Origin of the sequence: Streptomyces sp. KL116D, assembly GCF_030766975.1 — a bacterium.
Taxonomy (GTDB): Bacteria; Actinomycetota; Actinomycetes; order Streptomycetales; family Streptomycetaceae; genus Streptomyces; species Streptomyces longispororuber_A.
The window spans coordinates 1-16,655 of sequence record NZ_JASERH010000149.1 but is presented as its reverse complement, the minus strand read 5'-3'; the positions used below and the strand labels follow the sequence as shown (position 1 = coordinate 16,655).

Here is a 16,655-nt window from a genome sequence, read left to right as displayed (position 1 = left end):
ATGCCGATGAGCCACGGCCGTGCCACCGCCGAGCGCTGCACCGATGTGTCGATGACCGTGGTCGTCGACCCGGGCCAGCAGTCCCAGCACGACACCCCGGTCCTCGAGGTCCGGGGACCACTGGCCGAGGGCCGGGTCTCCGCCGCCCTCGACCACGCCGCCACGCGCACCGCGGGCGGCGGCACCTGGCGCCACAGCCTGCAACGGCTGGGACCCGACCACCACCTGCTGCACGTCGAGCCGCGGCCCACCGCCGGGCCGGACGCGGCGGCACAGCACCCCGACGTCTTCCCGGCCGGCCTCGTCGCCGACCTGCTCACCGCCCGCGGCGGACCCGCCGTCCCGCTCGCCCCGGCCCAGCTCGACCTGGTCCGGCGCGCCGAGGACCCGCCGGGACCGCACCTCGTACGGGCCCTGAACGCGGCCGAGCCGTTCGACCCGGCCGCCGTGGACGGCGCCCTGCGCGCCCTGGCCAGGGCCCACCCGCTGCTCGGCGCCCGGATCGACACGCGGGAGGGCGGCGGCATCCACGCCGTGCCGCTCGTGCCCGCGCCCGAGTGCACCGACCTCGTCGACGTCCCGCGGGCCCGCGAGCACGAGGCCGTCGCCGCCGCCGCCCGCCGGCTCGACCCCGCCACCGGCCGCACCCTGTGCGCCCTGCTGCTGCGCAAGCGGCGCCGGCTCGTGGTGGTGGCCCACGAACTCGTCGTCGACCAGCTCTCGTTGGACATCCTGACGGCCGACCTGCGGGCGGCGCTCGACCGGCCCGACGAGGACCCCACCGCCGAGGACGTGCGGTACACGGACTGGAGCGCCGCGCTGCCCGTCCTGGCCACCGACCCCCGCGAGACCGACCGCTGGCACGCCGTCGCCGAGGGCCGCGCCGCCACCCGCGCGCTGCGCCCCCGCGTCCCGCTGCCCCCCGGCGAACCGCGCCGCCACCCCGGCTTCGCGCTGGGCCGGGCGGCCACCCGGCGGCTGACCGGCGCCGTGCCCCGGCGCTTCGGCCTCACCCCCGCCCAACTCCTCACCGGCGCCATGGGGTTGGCGCTCATCCGGTGGCGCGGCACCGAGCGGGCCTCCTTCGACGTGTGCGTCGACGGACGGCAGGGCGGCCCGGCGCTCGCCCGGACCGTCGGCCCGCTCGTCGAGACCGAGCCCGTCCTGCTGGACGGCAGGCACGACGACAACGCGCGCCAGTTCATCTCCCGCGTCGCCGCGGGCCTCGGCGACCTGGGGCGCGGCTCGTTCGGCGCGTGCCGCGAGTACGCCCCCGACCCGATGCTCCGGCTCGCGCTGCGCGAACCCGTGCCGGTCCTGGTCCGGTTCACCCCGGACGCGCGCGTCCGCGCGGCCCGCCAGCCGCGGCGCGGCGCCGTCCCGTACGCGCTGGACGTCGACGCCCGTATCAGGGGCGGCCGGCTGTGCGTCGGGCTCGACCGGCTGCCCGCCGCCCGCGACGACGTCGGCGAGGACTCCGCCGAGCGGCTGCTCGCCGCGCTGCGCGAGGTGCTGGACGAACTGGCGGGCGGCCGGGGCACCCCGCCGGCCGCGACGAGCACCGTCTCCGCGAGCCCGGTGCAGCACGAACTGCTCGCCGACGCCGACGCGCACCCCGGCACCGGACGGCAGATCGAACAGCTCAGCTGGGTCTGGCACGGGCCGCTCGACCTCGTCAGGTTCCGGGCGGCCTGGCAGTCCGTCTTCGACCGGGAGGCAGCGCTGCGGGCCGCCTTCGACCACGGCCCCGACCCCATGATCACCATCCACGACCGGATCGTGCCGGAGGTCGTGCGGGTGACCCGCGCGGGCGCCCGGCCCGACGCCTTCGTGGACGACCGGCGGCGCGGGCTCGACCCGCGGTCCCCAGGCCCCCTGCGGATCACGCTGCTCGACGGTCCCCGGGACGACGGCACGGACGTACCGGCCACCCGGGTCCTGCTCACCTACCACCTGGCGCTGATCGACACCTGGAGCGTGCGCCTGCTCGTCGCAGAGTTCTGCCGCGCCTACCTGGCGGACGGCCCGCTGCCCGGCGGCGACCGGCGCCCGGACGTCCGCGACTACGCGCGCTGGCTGGAGGCCCAGGACCTCGCCGCGGCCCGGGACTTCTGGCTGCGCTCCGAACTGCGCCCGGCGGCCTCCGTGTCGGCGCACGTCACCGCGTCACCGGTCGCCTGGCAGACCGGTTCGGGACGGGCCCGGGTACGGCTCACCTCCGCCGAGGCCGCCCGGCTCGACGCCTGGGCCGCCCGCTGGGGCGCGACGGAGAGCGGTGCGCTGCAGGCCGCCTGGGCGCTGCTGCTCTACCGGGCGGCCGGCGCGGACGGCTCGATGCCGGTGCGGTTCAGCGTGGCGGTGTCCGGGCGCGGCATCCCGCTGGAGGGCGTGGAACTGCTGCCTGGCGCACTGCGCAACTCGCTGCCGGTCTCGGTCGACGTCGACCCCACCGCGACGGTGCCCGACCTGCTGGCCGCCCTGCGGGACCAGGCCATCGACCTGTCGTCGTACGAGTGGGTGTCGGCCGGTCAGATCCACGACTGGACCGGCACGGTGTCCGACGGGCCGTCCGGGCCCGACCCGACCACCGAGAGCCTGCTCGTCTTCGAGAGCGGCCTCGACCCGCTGCGCCGGCTGGAACCCTCGTTCGCCGCGCACGGCATCCGCATGGAGTTCCCGGAGACCACGGGCGCTGCGAACGCCTTCCCGGTCACGCTGGTCTCGCGCCGCGACGGGGCCGGCGGCCTGGTCCTGTCCGTGATCCACGACCGGGCCCGGCTGGCCGACGGCACCGGTCTGCTGACCGACTGCGCCGACCTGCTGCGCGAACTGCCGCACGAGGCCGACGAGTCGACGCCCATCGGCGAACTGCTCGACGAGCTGTCGGTCACGGCGGCCGCCCGGCCCTCCTTCGTGACGCTGCGGCAGGGGGAGAGCGGGAGCGGGGTCATCTGTCTGGTGCCGTCCCCCGGCGTGCCCAGGGCCTGGTACGCGCGGCTGTCCCGGCAGTACGCGGGGCCGCAGACGGTGATCCTGCTGCGTCTCTCCCCGGAGGGGCCGAGGGCCTGGCACGGGGCGCTGGGCGCGCTGGCCGAGGCGGGACGGCCGCTGCTGCTCGTCGCCTTCTCCGGCGGCGGCGCGGGTGCCTACGAGACGGCCCGCCGGCTCGCGGCGGACGGGTGCAGCATCCGGACCGTCGTGCTGACGGCGGACACCGGCACCGACGAGGCGGTCGGCGATCTGGCGCGCCTGCTGGCCGAGGCGGCCCGGCGGCCCGAGGAGGTCTGACCGACCCGCCGTGGCGGTCCGCCGAGGGCGGGACCCCGGACCACCGCCCGGCCGGTCAGGCGGACGCGGCGGCGGGGGAGGGGCGGTCGACCACGGGGTGGTCGCTGCCCAGCGGCCCCGACGCGGAGGCCCCGCCCGGGGAGCCGGCCTCGCCGAACACCTCGACGGCGGCGGGCCCGAACGCGGCCCACTGCTGCGGCAGATCGTCCTCGTAGAAGATCGCCTCGACGGGACAGACCGGTTCGCAGGCACCGCAGTCGACGCACTCGTCGGGGTGCACGTACAGCATCCGCGGGCCTTCGTAGATGCAGTCCACGGGGCACTCCTCGATGCAGGCCTTGTCCTTGACGTCGACACAGGGCTGCGCGATCACGTACGTCATGGGGCGACTCCTCGGCAGTCGGACGGGCGTGGTCATTCGACCGGCCCGGACTCGTGAGGAGCTAGAGCGCCGATCGTCCCGTGGGGCAGGGGAGTTGGGTTATCGACCCGTAAAGTTCCCCAAGAACAGACCAAGAGGTCTCTTTATCTGCGCTTTCGGGTTGCCTCTGTGGCAGCTTCCGCTGTTCTTCTCGGCCTTGTATGTCCGGTTTTCGAGGCTTACGTGAGCATTCTATGCGCCTGAGGGATCCTCGAGGGCTCATGAGGAACTATTAAAACAGCACGGTCGGTTTGATATTGACAAACCGTCCGTCCTGTTTTTAACTCAACGTACCGAGACATGGATCTGGACGCGGCCTCGGGCGACTGATGACTCATGCACGAAGAGGGGAAACGGCGTGGACATCGAAGTACTGGGCACGTTGGCCGTGAGGGAGAACGGGGTCTCCGTGACCCCGCGGGCGCCGAAGCCGCGACAGGTACTGGCCCTGCTGGCGTTGCACGCCGACCAGGTGGTGCCCGTCGCCTCGCTCATCGAGGAACTCTGGGGGGACTGCCCGCCGCGCAGTGCGCGGACCACCCTGCAGACCTACGTCCTGCAACTGCGGGAGATGATCGCGACCGCGCTGGAGAAGGACCCGGAGGGCACGCCGGCGCGTTCGCCCAAGGACGTGCTCGCCACCGCTCCGGGCGGCTACGTGCTGCACACCTCCGGCGGCTCCAGCGACGTCCGCGAGTTCGACCGGCTCGCCGGGCTCGGCTACCGGGCCATGGACGGCGGCGACTTCCCGCGCGCGGCCCGCGAGCTGGGCGACGCCCTCGCGCTGTGGACCGGCTCCGCGCTCGCCGACGTACAGGCGGGACCGCAGCTGGAGATGCAGACCCGGCGCCTGGAGGAGACCCGGCTGTGCGCGCTCGACCAGCGCATCGAGGCCGACCTGCGGCTCGGCCGGCACCGCGAGCTCCTCGGCGAACTGACCGTCCTGGTCAGCCGCTACCGCACGCACGAGAACCTGCACGCCCAGTTCATGCTCGCCCTGCACCGCTCGGGGCGCCGCAGCGAGGCACTGGACGTGTACCAGCGGCTGCGGGCAACTCTCGTACGGGAGCTGGGACTCGAGCCCTCGGCCGGCCTGCGCCGACTGCAGCGCTCGATCCTGATGGCCAATCCGGAGCACACCACCGAGACGCTCGGCGCCGACCGCGAGCGACTGACCCGGGTCGGCTGAGGCCGGCACCCGGGGTTCTGGGCCCTTGAGAATCGGGAGAAATGAGCCGCGATGCAGGCCAGGTCGGAACGGACACGGGACAACCTGATCCAGGCGGGCGCGCGCATGTTCGCCGAGCACGGCTACGCCAGCGCCACGCTCGGCCGGATCGTCGCGGTCACCGGCGTGACGAAGGGGGCGCTGTACTTCCACTTCGCCTCCAAGGACGAGCTCGCCGACGCGGTGCAACAGGAGGGCGGCGCACGGCTGGTCGGCTTCCTGCGGAGTCAGGAGGACGCCGGCACCCCGCCCGTACAAGTACTCATCGACATGACGCACTGGCTGGCCCGCGCCCTGCGCGAGGACCCGCTGGTCGGTGCCGGACTGCGGATCACCCACGAATGCGTCGACCGGGTCCCCCCGGTCACCGACTTCTACCGGGTGTGGAACCGCGAGGTGCTGCGCCTGCTCCGGCGGGCCGGCGAGGCGGGCGACCTGCGGGCCGCCGGCCGCAGCGAGGGAGCGGCGACGCTGCTGTGGGCGACGGTGTGCTGGCTGGCCGCCGTGGCCAAGACGCTGTCCGCCGACGAACTCGCCAGGCGGCTCGCCGCGTCGTGGGACCTCCTCCTCACCCTGCTCGTACCGCCGGACGAAGCCGTCTGGTACCGCACGCAAGCGCCCGGCCACGTCCCCGCCCCGGCGGACGTCACGTGACCCGCGCACCACACATCCAGGACCCAGGACCCAGGACCATTGGAGCCCCCCATGCCCCGTGAACGACAGATCGCCCTCACGGCGGCGCCCGCCGCCCACGAGGCCGACACGCTGGCCCAGATCGTGCGCATGCTCGCCGACGTCCTGCGCATCAAGCCGGAGAAGATCGACCCCGAGCAGACCTTCCGCACCTGCGGCGTCGACTCGCTGCTCTCCGTCGAGTACGTGGCCACCCTGAACCTGCACTACGGCACCGCGATCAAGCCCGCCACGCTGATCGACCACCCGACACCGCTGGACTTCGCCCGGTACCTGGCCCGCGAGACGGCACCGTCCTCCGCGCTGCCCGCGTCGTCGCCCGCGGTCCCGGCACCGCTGCCGCCCGCCGCTCCCGCGCCCGAGACGCCCGCGCCACCGGTCTCCGTACCCGCGCCGCCCGTCCTCGACGTGCTGCGCGAGGAGGTCGCCCGCATCCTGTGCTGCGACCCGTGGGACATCGACACCGCCGAGTCCTTCACCGGTCTCGGCGTCGACACCGGGCTGGCCGCCGAGTTCGTCTCCGTCATCAACCTCGTCTACGGGCTGCGTGAGCGCGACGGCGTCCTGTACGACCACCCGAACCTCACCGCGCTGGCCGCCCACATCGCCGCGCAGCTGCCGGTCGGCCCCGACCCGGTCGCCGTGGCGCAGGCCAGGGCCGCCGCGCCGATGCCGCTGGAGGAACTGCTCGACGCGGTGCGCGACGGGCGGATGACCGTCGACGAGGCGCTCACCCTGATGCCCCGACAGGACTGAGGCGGCGCACGGACATGGACCACGACCACATACCCGCCCGACGGGGGAGAGAGCCGGACGCATGACGTCTCCCGCACTGGTGGACCGGCCCGAGCGGACGGCGCGGCCCGCGGCACCCGTCCAGCTCTGGTTCTGCCCCAACGAGGCGCTCGCCCCGGCCATCGCCGCCACGCTCGCGACGAACTGGCTGGACGAGCAGGAACAGGAGACCGCCGGACGGTTCCTGTTCGACCGCGACCGGCGCCAGTACCTGGTGGCGCACGCGCTCGTCCGCCGCGTCCTGGCCCTGGAGAGCGGCGTTCCCGAGGCGGAGGCCGTGCTGTGGCGCTCCTCGCGGGGCCGGCCGTTCCTGCGCAAGCCCGTGGAGGGACTGCCGCGCGGCGGCCGCGAACTGGACTTCAACCTGTCGCACGCGGGCGGGTACAACCTGCTCGGCGTGGTGCGCAGACACCGCATCGGCGTCGACGTGGAACGCCTCGACCGGGACCGGAGCATCGACGCCATCGTCGAGAGCTTCGCGCCCGAGGAGGCGGCCTGGGTCGCGCGGGCCGCCCCCGGCCGGGACCGCGACCGCAGGATCCTGCGGCTGTGGACGCTGAAGGAGGCCTACGCCAAGGCGCGCGGGCTCGGGCTCGGACTCGCCTTCGACTCCTTCGCGTTCACGCTCGCCGACGACGAGGGCGTGCTCGCCTTCCGGCCGCCCGACGACGAACCGCCGGGACAGTGGCGCTTCGCCGAACTGGAGCCGGAACCCGGTGTGCTCGTCGCCGTCACCGTCATGACGAGCCCCGACGAGGAGCCCGTCCTCGACCTGCACCACGGCTTCCCGTGGAGCCGCAGCGCACCGCGGCGCGTCGTGCTGCCGCCGCCCGTGGGAGCGCCCGGCCAGGACGCCGACCGGGCGCCGTGGAGCCGGACTTGAACCGCAGTGGAGATACGAAGAGTGGCCGGGACATCACGGCTACCGTGCGACGCGCCGGTGGTATCGAACCACCGCGGACTCGATCGGGTATGGGAGGAAGCCGTGCAGATTCAGGTTCTGGGCCCGTTGAGCGCCGACGTCAACGGAGTGTCCATCGTGCCGACCGCGGGCAAGCCGAGGCAGATCCTCGCGCTCTTGTCGTTCTATCCGGGCCGGGTCGTCCCCGTGTCCACGCTCATGGAGGAGATCTGGGGCAGCAACATGCCCCAGAGCGCGATGACCACGCTGCAGACGTACATCCTGCAGCTGCGCCGGCGCCTCGGCACCGCGATGGGGCCCGGCGCACCCGGCAGCGCCAAGGAAGTGCTCGCCACGCGACACGGCGGCTACCTGCTGCAGGTGTCCCCGGAGTGCGTCGACGTGCACCGCTACGAGCAGCTGGTCACCGAAGGACAGGCGTCGTTCGAAGCCGGTGACGACGAGCAGGCCGCCGCGCGGTTCCGCGACGCGCTCGGCATGTGGGAGGGCACCGCCCTGGTGGACGTGAGCACCGGGCCGATCCTGGAGATCGAGGTCATGCGCCTGGAGGAGAGCCGCCTCGTCACCGTCGAGCGCCGCATCGACGCCGACCTGCGGCTCGGCCGGCACTCCGAGGTCATCGCCGAGCTCGCCGACCTGATCGCCCGCCACCCCCAGCACGAGGGACTGCACTCGCAGGCGATGGTGGCCCTCTACCGCTCGGGACGCCAGGCCACCGCCCTCGACGTCTACCGCAAGCTCCGGCTGCGGCTCGTCGAGGACCTCGGCGTCGAGCCCTCGCCCCAACTGCAGCGCCTGCACCAGGCGATGCTCGCCGTCGACCCGGCCCTCGACGTCCTGTGCGGACCGCGCCGCGGCTCCACCTTCAACCTCTACGCGGCCTGAGCCGGGGCGCCCGACGAGACGCGCCCGGCACTTCACCCCCACCTCAGTCCGGTCCGACGCCGAGGAGTACGCCGCATGTCCGACGAACAGCCGCTCCGGGTCCACTGCTTCGCCCACGCCGGGGCGGGCGTCTCCTCCTTCGCGGGCTGGCGCCGCGACCTCGGTCCCGCCGCGCGGACCGTGCCGCACCTGCTGCCCGGCCGCGACACCCGGCGCCGCGAGCCGCGCGTCACCGGACCCGACGCCCTGCTGGCCGACCTGCTGCCCCACTTCACCGGGGCCGACGACATCACCGGCACCGCCGACCCGTCCGCCCCGTACCTGATCTACGGGCACAGCCTCGGCGCCCTGGTCGCCCTCACGCTCACCCGGGCCCTGCGCGAGATGGCGCTGCCCGCCCCCGCCCTGCTCGTCGTCGGCGCCTGCCCGCCGCCCGACACCCGCCTCGCCCTGGCCAAGGCCGGCCGGGCCCCCGACGAGGAACTGCTCGGTCTGCTCGGCGACTTCCCGGCGTTCCCCGGAGGAGCGGCACCCGGCAGCCTGTGGCACCGGATGGTGCTGCCCGTGCTCCGGGACGACCTCCTGCTCGCCGACGCCCTGCGCACCGCGGCCCGCAGGCCGTCGCCCGCCGGACCGCTCGACGTGCCGGTGGTGGCCGTCGCGGGCCGGGACGACCCGCTCGCCCCGGCCGCCACGATGGCCGGCTGGCGGCGCTGGACCACTGGCCCGTTCGCCCTGCGCACCGTGCCGGGCGACCACTTCTTCGTACGGGGTCGCGAACTGCCCCGCCTGCTCGGCCGCGCGAGCCGCGCCGTGACGCGCCTCGCGCCCGTCCCGGCCGGCCGCTGACCGGCGCGGGACCAGCACCGCAACCGGAACCGATCGACATGAGGGGGCAACCGATGAGACGAGTCGTCATCACCGGAATCGGGGTGGTCGCGCCCGGCGGCACGGGCACCCGGGAGTTCTGGTCGCTGCTGTCCGAGGGACGCACCGCGACCCGCCGCATCACCCTGTTCGACGCCGCGACGTTCCGCTCGCAGATCGCCGCGGAGGCCGACTTCGACCCGGCCGACCACGGCTTCGCCCCCGCCGAGGCGCACCGTCTGGACCGCGTCACGCAGTTCGCCCTCGTCGCGGCCAGGGAAGCGGTCGCCGACAGCGGACTCGCCCTCGCCGCCGACGGCGAGCGCACCGGCGTGTCCCTGGGCACGGCCGTCGGCTGCAGCAGCGGCCTCGACGAGGTGTACGCGCACGTCAGCGAGTCGGGCAGCCGGTGGCTCCTGGACCACACCCGGGCCGAGGCCCGGCTCGGCGACTACCTCGCACCGAGCTCCGTCGCCGCCGAAGTGGCGCGCGACACCGGCGCGTTGGGACCGGTCGGCGTCGTCTCCACCGGCTGCACCTCCGGGCTCGACGCGCTCGGCCACGCCGTCGAGCTGATCCGCGAGGGCAGCGCCGACCTCATGGTGGCGGGCGCCGCCGAGGCCCCCATCACGCCCATCACCCTCGCCTCGTTCGACGCGATCCGCGCCACCTCCGTGCACAACGACGAGCCGGCCACCGCCTCCCGGCCCTTCGACCGGACCCGCAACGGGTTCGTGCTCGGCGAGGGCAGCGCCGTGCTCGTCCTGGAGGAGCACGACCGCGCGGTCCGCCGCGGCGCCCGCATCTACGCGGAGATCGCCGGGTTCGCGACCCGCTCCAACGCGTACCACATGACCGGACTGCGGCTGGACGGCGGCGAGATGGCCGAGGCCATCCGGCTCGCCCTCGACGAGGCCCGGCTGGCCGCGACGGCCGTCGACTACGTCAACGCCCACGGCTCGGGCACCAAACAGAACGACATGCACGAGACCGCCGCGTTCAAGACGAGCCTGGGGCAGCACGCGCACCGGGTGCCGATCAGCTCCATCAAGTCGATGATCGGCCACTCGCTCGGCGCGATCGGCGCCCTGGAGATCGCCGCCAGCGCCCTGGCCATCGCCCACGACACGGTGCCGCCCACGGCCAACCTGCACGAACCCGACCCGGCCTGCGACCTCGACTACACCCCGCTGACCGCACGCGAGCAGCGCACCGACACCGTGCTCAGCGTCGGCAGCGGCTTCGGCGGCTTCCAGAGCGCGATGGTGCTCACCACCCGCCACCTGGGGGTGGCCGCATGACCGCCGTGGCCACCGAGCACACCGGCCTGATCGAGTGGCACGGCATGACCGCCGCCGTCACCGGACTCGGCGTCGTCGCCCCCGGCGGCATCGGCGCCCGGGCCTGGTGGGACGCGACGCTGCGCGGCGAACTCGCCATCGCGCCGGTCACCCGCTTCGACGCCTCCGGATACCCGGCAAGGCTCGCCGGCGAGGTCACGGGCTTCGTCGACGAGGACCACGTACCGGCGAAACTGCTGCCGCAGACGGACCGCGTGACGCGGCTCTCGCTGGCGGCGGGCACCGAGGCACTGCACGACGCGGGCCTGGACCCGCACGGACTGCCCGACTACGCGATGGGCGTCGTCACCGCCAACGCCATGGGCGGCTTCGAGTTCGGCCAGCGCGAACTCCAGGCCCTGTGGAGCAAGGGCCGCCGGCACGTCGGCGCCTACCAGTCCTTCGCCTGGTTCTACGCCGCCAACTCCGGCCAGCTGTCCATCCAGCACGGCCTGCGCGGGCCCAGCGGCGTCGTCGTCAGCGAGCAGGCGGGCGGCCTCGACGCCGTGGCGCAGGCCCGCCGCCGGCTCCGCGGCGGCGTACGCGCCGTGCTCACCGGCGGCTTCGACTCCGCCCTGTGCCCCTGGGGCTGGACCGCGCAGCTCGCCGCGGGCGGCATGAGCGAGCGCGCCGACGCCCACCGCGCCTATCTGCCGTTCGACGCCGACGCGTCGGGGCACGTGGCCGGCGAGGGCGGCGCCCTGCTCGTCCTGGAGGACGCCGACGCGGCCCGCGCCCGCGGCGCCGCCGTGCTCGGCACCGTCGAGGGCTGCGCCGCCACCTTCGACCCGGCGCCCGGCACCGGCGCGCCACGCCTGCTCGCCGCGGCCCGGCTGGCCCTCGCCGACGCCCGGATCGAACCCGCCGACGTGGACGTGGTGTTCGCCGACGCGGCGGGCGACCGGGACGCCGACCGGGCCGAGGCCACGGCGCTCGCCGAGCTGTTCGGCCCGTACGGGGTCGCGGTCACCGCCCCCAAGTCACTCACCGGACGGCTGGGTTCGGGCGGATCCGCGCTCGACCTGGCGGCCGCCCTGTGCGCCCTGCGCGACCAGGTGGTCCCGCCGACGACCGGCGCCGTGCGGGTCGCCGACGACTGCCCCGTGGACCTGGTCACCGGCGCCCCGCGCCCGGCCCGGCTGCGCCACGCCCTGGTCCTGGCCAGGGGGCGCGGCGGCTTCAACGCGGCGACGGTCGTACGCGCCGCACACTGACGGCCCCGACCACCCGACCCCCTATGACCTCCTATGACCCCCGAAGATCCGGCAACCGAGGAATGAGGAACACCATGGAGCGGCTGGAGCTGACCGAACTCGCCGTCCTGCTGCGCGAGGCCGCGGGCGGCGACGAGGGGACCGTCCTGGACGAGAACACCCTGGACGTCTCGTTCCTCGACCTGGGCTACGACTCCCTGGCCCTGCTGCAGGTCACCGGGGTCGTCGAGCGCGACCACGACGTGATGCTCGACGAGGAGGCGCTGGCCGACGCGCAGACGCCGCGCCAGTACCTCGACCTCGTCAACGGCGCGCTGGCCGCGCGCGCCGCGGCCTGAACGGGGCCGCGGTGCGTTCGGCCCCCGCGCCCGCCAAGGGCCGGTTCCACGAGGTCGCCGACGGCGTCCACGCCTACGTGCAGCCCGACGGCGGCTGGTGCCTGAGCAACGCCGGGCTCCTCGTCTCGGACGGCGCATGCCTCCTGATCGACACGGTGGCCACCGAGGCGCGGGCCCGCCGGCTCAGGGAGCACGTCCTGCTCGTGGCCGGACGGCCCCCGCGGTTCCTCGTCAACACGCACTTCCACGGCGACCACACCTTCGGCAACTTCGTCTTCCCCGAGGCCACCGTCGTCGGCCACGAGCGGGCCCGCGAGGAGGCCACCGCCGCCGGGACGCACCTGACGGGACTCTGGCCCGACGTGTGCTGGGGCGATCTGGAGATCGTCGTGCCCGCGGTCACCTACCACGAACGGATGGACCTCCACGTGGGCGCGCGACAGGCCCGGCTGCTGCACCCGGGGCCCGCGCACACCACCGGCGACACCGTCGTCTGGCTGCCCGACCAGCGGGTGCTGTTCACCGGTGACCTGGTGATGGCGGGCGCCACCCCGTTCTGCCCGATGGGCTCCGTGACGGGGTCCCTGGACGCCCTCGCCCGGCTGCGCGCCCTGGACGCCGTCACCGTCGTGCCCGGCCACGGCCCGGTCGGCGGCCCCGAACTGTTCGACGTCAACGAGGGCTATCTGCGCCGCCTCCAGCGCCTCGCGGCCGACGGCATCGCGGCCGGCCTCACCCCGCTCGAGACCGCCCGGGAGGCCGGCCCCGGACCGTACGCCGACCTGCTCGACGCCGAGCGGCTCGTCCCGAACCTGCACCGCGCCTACGCCGAGGAGCTCGGGGCGGCGCCCGGCGATCCGCTGGACATCCCCGCGCTGTTCCGCGAGATGGCCGAGCACCACGGCGGCCTGCCGGTCTGCCGGGCCTAGCAGCAGTCAGGCCGCCGCACCCGCGGCGAGAGCCAGGTCGTCGCGGGTCACCAGGCGGGAGCGGGCCCGCCACTTGCCGCGCGAGCGGACCAGCTCGTCCTCCAGCACGCACACCCGCGACACCTTCGACTCGCCGCCGCGCGGCGTCGCGTACACCAGGGCGTAGGCCCGCGTGCGCAGCGACCCGTCGAGCTGCTGCCGCACGTCGAGCATCCCGATCCAGTGCCGCAACTGCTCACCGCTGCGCTCCTGCTGGTCCTTGTTGCGGCGCACGTTCGCCGCGAGCGAGGCACGGCCGCGCACCGGCTGGTCGAGCGTGGGCACGACGAAGACGGCGTCCTCGGTGAACGTACCCGCCCAGCGCTCGGCGTCGTGGTCGTCGAAGAGCTGCATCTGGTGCGCGTAGAACTGCTGGATCGTCGCGTACAGCGCGCCGAACGCCTCCTGCGAGGAGGCGGGTTCGGCAGGTACGAGTACCTCGATGGTCATGGCTCGCCCCTGTCCCTTCGTCACCGTTCCGTTGGATTGGATGCCGACACTGTCTGTGGCGCCGATCGAGCGCTCTTCGAAGATTCCTCAAGCGGCCCGGCGGACGGTGAGTGCGTCCAGTGGCGCACGCCGCCCAGCCGGAGCCGGAGGAGAACGAGCGTTGTCGAACTTCGCCCACCCAGACTTCCCCGTCGACGGACTGCTGCGGCGCGCCGCCCGGCGCGACCCGCACGGGATCGCGATCCGCACCGCGACCCGGTCGGTCTCCTTCGCCGAACTCGACGCGTGGGCCGACCGGATCGCCGCCTACCTGGACCAGGAACTCGGCGGCGCGGCCGGCGCCCGCGTCGGCGTGGCCGGCGTCCTCGACCCGGTCTTCGCCGCCGCCTACTACGGCACCGCCCGCAGCGGCGCCACCGTCGTCCTGGTCAACCCGCTGGTCGGCGAGGGCGGGCTGCGCCACGTCCTCGGCACCGCCCGGGTGGAGGTCGCCCTCGTGCCCGCCGCCACCGCGGGGCTGCTCGCCAAGCTGCGCGCCGAGCTGCCCGCACTGCGCGCCGTCGTCGTCACCGACGCCGCCGACGGCGTGGTCCCCGCCGGCACCGTGCCGCTCCACGAGGCGCTGGCCGGCGCGCCCGCCCGCCCCACCGGAACACCGCCGGCCGACCCCGGCGCCGTCGCCTGCGTGCAGTTCACCACCGGGACCACCGGCCGCCCCAAGGGCGTGCTCCTGACCCACCGCAACATCGTCGCCAACGCCAAGCAGATCGCCCTCGCCCACCGCCTGGACACCGGCTCGGTCACCCTGAACCACCTGCCGCTGTACCACGTGATGCACCTCAACTCCGGCCTGTACGCCGGTGCCTGCCAGGTGCTGTGCCAGGACCCCGACCCCGTCGCGTCGCTCGCCGTCGCCGCCGAGGCGGGCGCCACCCACTACTACGGCCTGCCCGCCCGGCTGCACGCCCTGGCCCACGACGGGCGGCTGGCCGGAGCGGTCCACCCCGGACCGCAGCTCACCGCCGTCCTGTCCGGCGGTTCGGCGCTCGCCCCGCAGACGGCGACCACGCTGCGCGAACGGCTCGGCGTGCCCGTCATCCAGGGCTACGGCATGGCCGAACTCTCCCCGCTCACCCACTGCCAGCAGCCCGACCGCTACCGCCCCGGCATGGTCGGCGGCGTGGTGCCCGGTACCGAGTGCCGGCTCGTCGACCTGACCACGCGCCGCCCCGTCGACGTCTGGTCGACCGGAGAGGTCCAGGTCAGGGGGCCGCAGGTGATGGCCGGATACCTCGACGGCGGGCACGAGACGCGGATCGACGCGGACGGCTGGTTCTCCACCGGCGACGTCGGCTACCTGGACGACGACGGCGCCCTGCGCCTGGTGGACCGGCTCGCAGACGTCTTCAAGCACGACAACGAGATCGTCGCGCCGAGCCGCGTCGAGCAGATCATCCGCGAGGACCCGCGCGTCGCCGACTGCATCGTGGCCGACTGGCCCGACGCCGAGCACGGCGCGCTGGTCTGGGCGGGCATCATCCTCGCCGACGGCGCCGCGGCCGGATCGGGCTTCCCCGACGACGCCCCGCCGGGCCTAGGCATCCTCGACGTCCTCGACTCGATCACCAACCGGGCCAACGAGCACCTCGCCGCCTTCGAGCAGATCCGGTTCGCCGAGGCCATCGACGCGGTGCCGCGTACCCCCACCGGCAAACCCGAACGACGCTCCGTCCGCACCCAGCTGAGACACCGGGCCGCCGCATGACCTGCCGCGCGCGACGCCCCTCGTGACCGTCCGCGCGCGCCCCACCCCACGCCCCGCCCACGCCCCGCCCCGTCACCGACCCTGGAGCAGACCATGGTGAACCCCGCCGGACGGCCGGCCGAGCCCGCCCCCGCGACCCAGGCGCTGGTCGTCGGCGCGGGCCCCGTCGGACTGACCGCCGCCCATGAACTCGCCCGCCGCGGACTGCGGGTGCGGCTGATCGACGCCGCACCGGGACCGGCCGCCACCAGCCGCGCCGTCGCCACGCATCCGCGCACCCTGGAGACCTACGACCAGATGGGCGTCGTCGACGACGTGCTGCCCCGCGGACGCCGCAACCGGGCGTTCACCATGTATGCGGGGGGCCGGCGCCGGGTGCGGCTGCGGGCCGACTACGCGACGATGCCCACCCGCTACCCCTTCACGCTGATCATCGAGCAGACCGAGACCGAGGCGGCGCTGCGCGCGGCCGTGGCCCGGCTCGGCGTGCGGGTCGAATGGGGCGTGCGCCTGGCGGACCTCACCCAGGACGCCGACGCGGTGCGCGCGAGCCTGGTGCACGCCGACGGCCGCGAGGAGGTCTGTACGGCGTCCTGGCTGGTCGGCTGCGACGGCGGCCACAGCACCGTACGCAAACGCCTCGGCCTCGAACTCGTCGGCGAGAGCAGCGAGACGTGGATGCTCGCGGACGTGCCCGTCGACACCGAGGTGGAACCCGACAGCATCTACTGGACGCACACCGGCGGACAGGCCCTGATGATGGTGCCCTTCGCCCGCGCGGGACAGTGGCGGATCCTGGACACCGTGCCCACCACGGCGGCGGCCGGGCCCGGCCGCACCGAGGAACTGCTCGCCGCCAAGCTCAGCGCGGGCTTCGGCCACCGGATCGGGGTCGGCCCGGCCACCTGGACGTCCGTCTTCACCTTCCAGCAGCGGATGGTGGAGCGCATGCAGGACGGCCGGGTCCTGGTGGCCGGCGACGCCGCGCACGTGCACAGTCCCGCCTCCGGGCAGGGCATGAACACTGGCATCCAGGAGGCGTACAACCTCGCCTGGAAGCTGGCCATGGTCGAACAGGGCCACGCCGGACGGGAGCTGCTGGAGACCTACAGCGAGGAACGCGTCCCGATCGGCGCCGCGCTCCTCGGCTCCACCCGCACCGCCACCACCCTGGTGCAGTTCAAGAACGCGCTCGCGGGCGTGGTCCTGCCGATCGCCCTGCGCGTCGTGAACACCGTGCGGCCGCTGCGCCGGGCCGTGCAGCGCAAGGTGCTGGGCGGCATGTCGGGCCTGAAGATCGACTACGGCACGTCGTCGCTGACCACCCCCGAGTCCGACGCGCTCACCCACCTCGCGGACACCGGCTCCGTCCTGATGAGCGCGCGGGAACCGGCCCGCGCCCCCGGCCCCGGCGCCCGCGCCGCCGCGGCGTCGAGCGGCTGAACGGCCGGCAGATCCCGGTGCCGGGCGGCCTCGACATC

At 74.5% G+C, this 16,655-nt stretch carries 15 protein-coding genes; 13 read left to right on the top strand and 2 right to left on the bottom strand.

Annotation, left to right across the window (positions count from 1 at the left end; translation table 11 throughout):
• Positions 1 to 6: 6 nt before the first annotated feature.
• Positions 7 to 3,288: a condensation domain-containing protein gene (locus RBJ77_RS58580; RefSeq protein WP_372352402.1), complete on the top strand. Its 3,282-nt coding sequence runs from the start codon at positions 7 to 9 to the stop codon at positions 3,286 to 3,288.
• A 55-nt stretch (positions 3,289 to 3,343) separates the two neighbouring features.
• On the opposite strand, the gene fdxA is transcribed toward RBJ77_RS58580, so the two are convergent.
• Positions 3,344 to 3,670, bottom strand: a complete 327-nt coding sequence (gene fdxA / locus RBJ77_RS58575; RefSeq protein WP_255972872.1) for a ferredoxin — start codon at positions 3,668 to 3,670, stop codon at positions 3,344 to 3,346.
• 397 nt (positions 3,671 to 4,067) lie between these two features.
• Between fdxA and RBJ77_RS58570 the strand changes: the two genes are divergently transcribed.
• The 10 genes from RBJ77_RS58570 to RBJ77_RS58525 all read left to right on the top strand — a co-directional run bounded on the left by RBJ77_RS58570 (position 4,068) and on the right by RBJ77_RS58525 (position 12,920).
• A complete protein-coding gene (locus RBJ77_RS58570) occupies positions 4,068 to 4,898 on the top strand; it encodes a BTAD domain-containing putative transcriptional regulator (RefSeq protein ID WP_372352401.1) in 831 nt (276 codons plus the stop codon).
• 51 nt (positions 4,899 to 4,949) lie between these two features.
• Positions 4,950 to 5,591: a ScbR family autoregulator-binding transcription factor gene (locus RBJ77_RS58565; RefSeq protein ID WP_372352400.1), complete on the top strand. Its 642-nt coding sequence runs from the start codon at positions 4,950 to 4,952 to the stop codon at positions 5,589 to 5,591.
• Positions 5,592 to 5,642: 51 nt separating this feature from the next.
• Complete coding sequence (locus RBJ77_RS58560) at positions 5,643 to 6,386, top strand: acyl carrier protein (RefSeq protein WP_255972868.1); 744 nt, start codon at positions 5,643 to 5,645, stop codon at positions 6,384 to 6,386.
• Positions 6,387 to 6,447: 61 nt separating this feature from the next.
• Complete coding sequence (locus RBJ77_RS58555) at positions 6,448 to 7,308, top strand: 4'-phosphopantetheinyl transferase superfamily protein (protein ID WP_372352399.1); 861 nt, start codon at positions 6,448 to 6,450, stop codon at positions 7,306 to 7,308.
• Between the two features lie 102 nt (positions 7,309 to 7,410).
• Complete coding sequence (locus RBJ77_RS58550; protein ID WP_372352398.1) at positions 7,411 to 8,232, top strand: BTAD domain-containing putative transcriptional regulator; 822 nt, start codon at positions 7,411 to 7,413, stop codon at positions 8,230 to 8,232.
• A gap of 75 nt (positions 8,233 to 8,307) precedes the next feature.
• Positions 8,308 to 9,081 carry a thioesterase II family protein gene (locus RBJ77_RS58545; RefSeq protein WP_372352397.1) on the top strand — a complete coding sequence of 258 codons (774 nt, stop codon included), beginning with the start codon at positions 8,308 to 8,310 and terminating at the stop codon, positions 9,079 to 9,081.
• Positions 9,082 to 9,134: 53 nt separating this feature from the next.
• The gene (locus RBJ77_RS58540) at positions 9,135 to 10,400 is read left to right on the top strand and encodes a beta-ketoacyl synthase (protein WP_372352396.1); all 1,266 of its coding nucleotides are present in this window, start codon (positions 9,135 to 9,137) and stop codon (positions 10,398 to 10,400) included.
• Positions 10,397 to 11,653 carry a beta-ketoacyl synthase N-terminal-like domain-containing protein gene (locus tag RBJ77_RS58535; RefSeq protein ID WP_372352395.1) on the top strand — a complete coding sequence of 419 codons (1,257 nt, stop codon included), beginning with the start codon at positions 10,397 to 10,399 and terminating at the stop codon, positions 11,651 to 11,653. Before RBJ77_RS58540 ends, RBJ77_RS58535 begins: the two co-directional genes overlap by 4 nt.
• A 74-nt stretch (positions 11,654 to 11,727) precedes the next feature.
• On the top strand, positions 11,728 to 11,991 hold the full coding sequence (locus RBJ77_RS58530; protein ID WP_255972860.1) for an acyl carrier protein: 264 nt from the start codon (positions 11,728 to 11,730) through the stop codon (positions 11,989 to 11,991).
• A gap of 11 nt (positions 11,992 to 12,002) precedes the next feature.
• Positions 12,003 to 12,920: an MBL fold metallo-hydrolase gene (locus RBJ77_RS58525; RefSeq protein ID WP_372352394.1), complete on the top strand. Its 918-nt coding sequence runs from the start codon at positions 12,003 to 12,005 to the stop codon at positions 12,918 to 12,920.
• A 6-nt stretch (positions 12,921 to 12,926) separates the two neighbouring features.
• Here the strand turns inward: RBJ77_RS58525 and RBJ77_RS58520 are convergent, their stop codons facing one another.
• Positions 12,927 to 13,409 (bottom strand): nuclear transport factor 2 family protein, encoded by a 483-nt coding sequence (locus RBJ77_RS58520; protein WP_372352393.1) that lies wholly within the window; start codon positions 13,407 to 13,409, stop codon positions 12,927 to 12,929.
• Between the two features lie 160 nt (positions 13,410 to 13,569).
• On the opposite strand from RBJ77_RS58520, the gene RBJ77_RS58515 reads away from it, so the two are divergent.
• Both RBJ77_RS58515 and RBJ77_RS58510 read left to right on the top strand, forming a co-directional pair.
• Positions 13,570 to 15,174 carry a class I adenylate-forming enzyme family protein gene (locus tag RBJ77_RS58515; RefSeq protein ID WP_372352392.1) on the top strand — a complete coding sequence of 535 codons (1,605 nt, stop codon included), beginning with the start codon at positions 13,570 to 13,572 and terminating at the stop codon, positions 15,172 to 15,174.
• A 93-nt stretch (positions 15,175 to 15,267) separates the two neighbouring features.
• On the top strand, positions 15,268 to 16,617 hold the full coding sequence (locus tag RBJ77_RS58510) for an FAD-dependent oxidoreductase (protein ID WP_372352391.1): 1,350 nt from the start codon (positions 15,268 to 15,270) through the stop codon (positions 16,615 to 16,617).
• Positions 16,618 to 16,655: the final 38 nt, after the last annotated feature.

What these genes read in the sequence shown, in the direction of transcription:
- RBJ77_RS58510 (WP_372352391.1), top strand. Translation starts at nt 15,268, where the DNA reads ATGGTGAACCCCGCCGGACGGCCGGCCGAGCCCGCCCCCGCGACCCAG.
- RBJ77_RS58560 (WP_255972868.1), top strand. Translation starts at nt 5,643, where the DNA reads ATGCCCCGTGAACGACAGATCGCCCTCACGGCGGCGCCCGCCGCCCAC.
- RBJ77_RS58565 (WP_372352400.1), top strand. Translation starts at nt 4,950, where the DNA reads ATGCAGGCCAGGTCGGAACGGACACGGGACAACCTGATCCAGGCGGGC.
- RBJ77_RS58545 (WP_372352397.1), top strand. Translation starts at nt 8,308, where the DNA reads ATGTCCGACGAACAGCCGCTCCGGGTCCACTGCTTCGCCCACGCCGGG.
- RBJ77_RS58535 (WP_372352395.1), top strand. Translation starts at nt 10,397, where the DNA reads ATGACCGCCGTGGCCACCGAGCACACCGGCCTGATCGAGTGGCACGGC.
- RBJ77_RS58555 (WP_372352399.1), top strand. Translation starts at nt 6,448, where the DNA reads ATGACGTCTCCCGCACTGGTGGACCGGCCCGAGCGGACGGCGCGGCCC.
- RBJ77_RS58540 (WP_372352396.1), top strand. Translation starts at nt 9,135, where the DNA reads ATGAGACGAGTCGTCATCACCGGAATCGGGGTGGTCGCGCCCGGCGGC.
- RBJ77_RS58580 (WP_372352402.1), top strand. Translation starts at nt 7, where the DNA reads ATGAGCCACGGCCGTGCCACCGCCGAGCGCTGCACCGATGTGTCGATG.
- fdxA (WP_255972872.1), bottom strand. Translation starts at nt 3,670, where the DNA reads ATGACGTACGTGATCGCGCAGCCCTGTGTCGACGTCAAGGACAAGGCC.
- RBJ77_RS58530 (WP_255972860.1), top strand. Translation starts at nt 11,728, where the DNA reads ATGGAGCGGCTGGAGCTGACCGAACTCGCCGTCCTGCTGCGCGAGGCC.
- RBJ77_RS58520 (WP_372352393.1), bottom strand. Translation starts at nt 13,409, where the DNA reads ATGACCATCGAGGTACTCGTACCTGCCGAACCCGCCTCCTCGCAGGAG.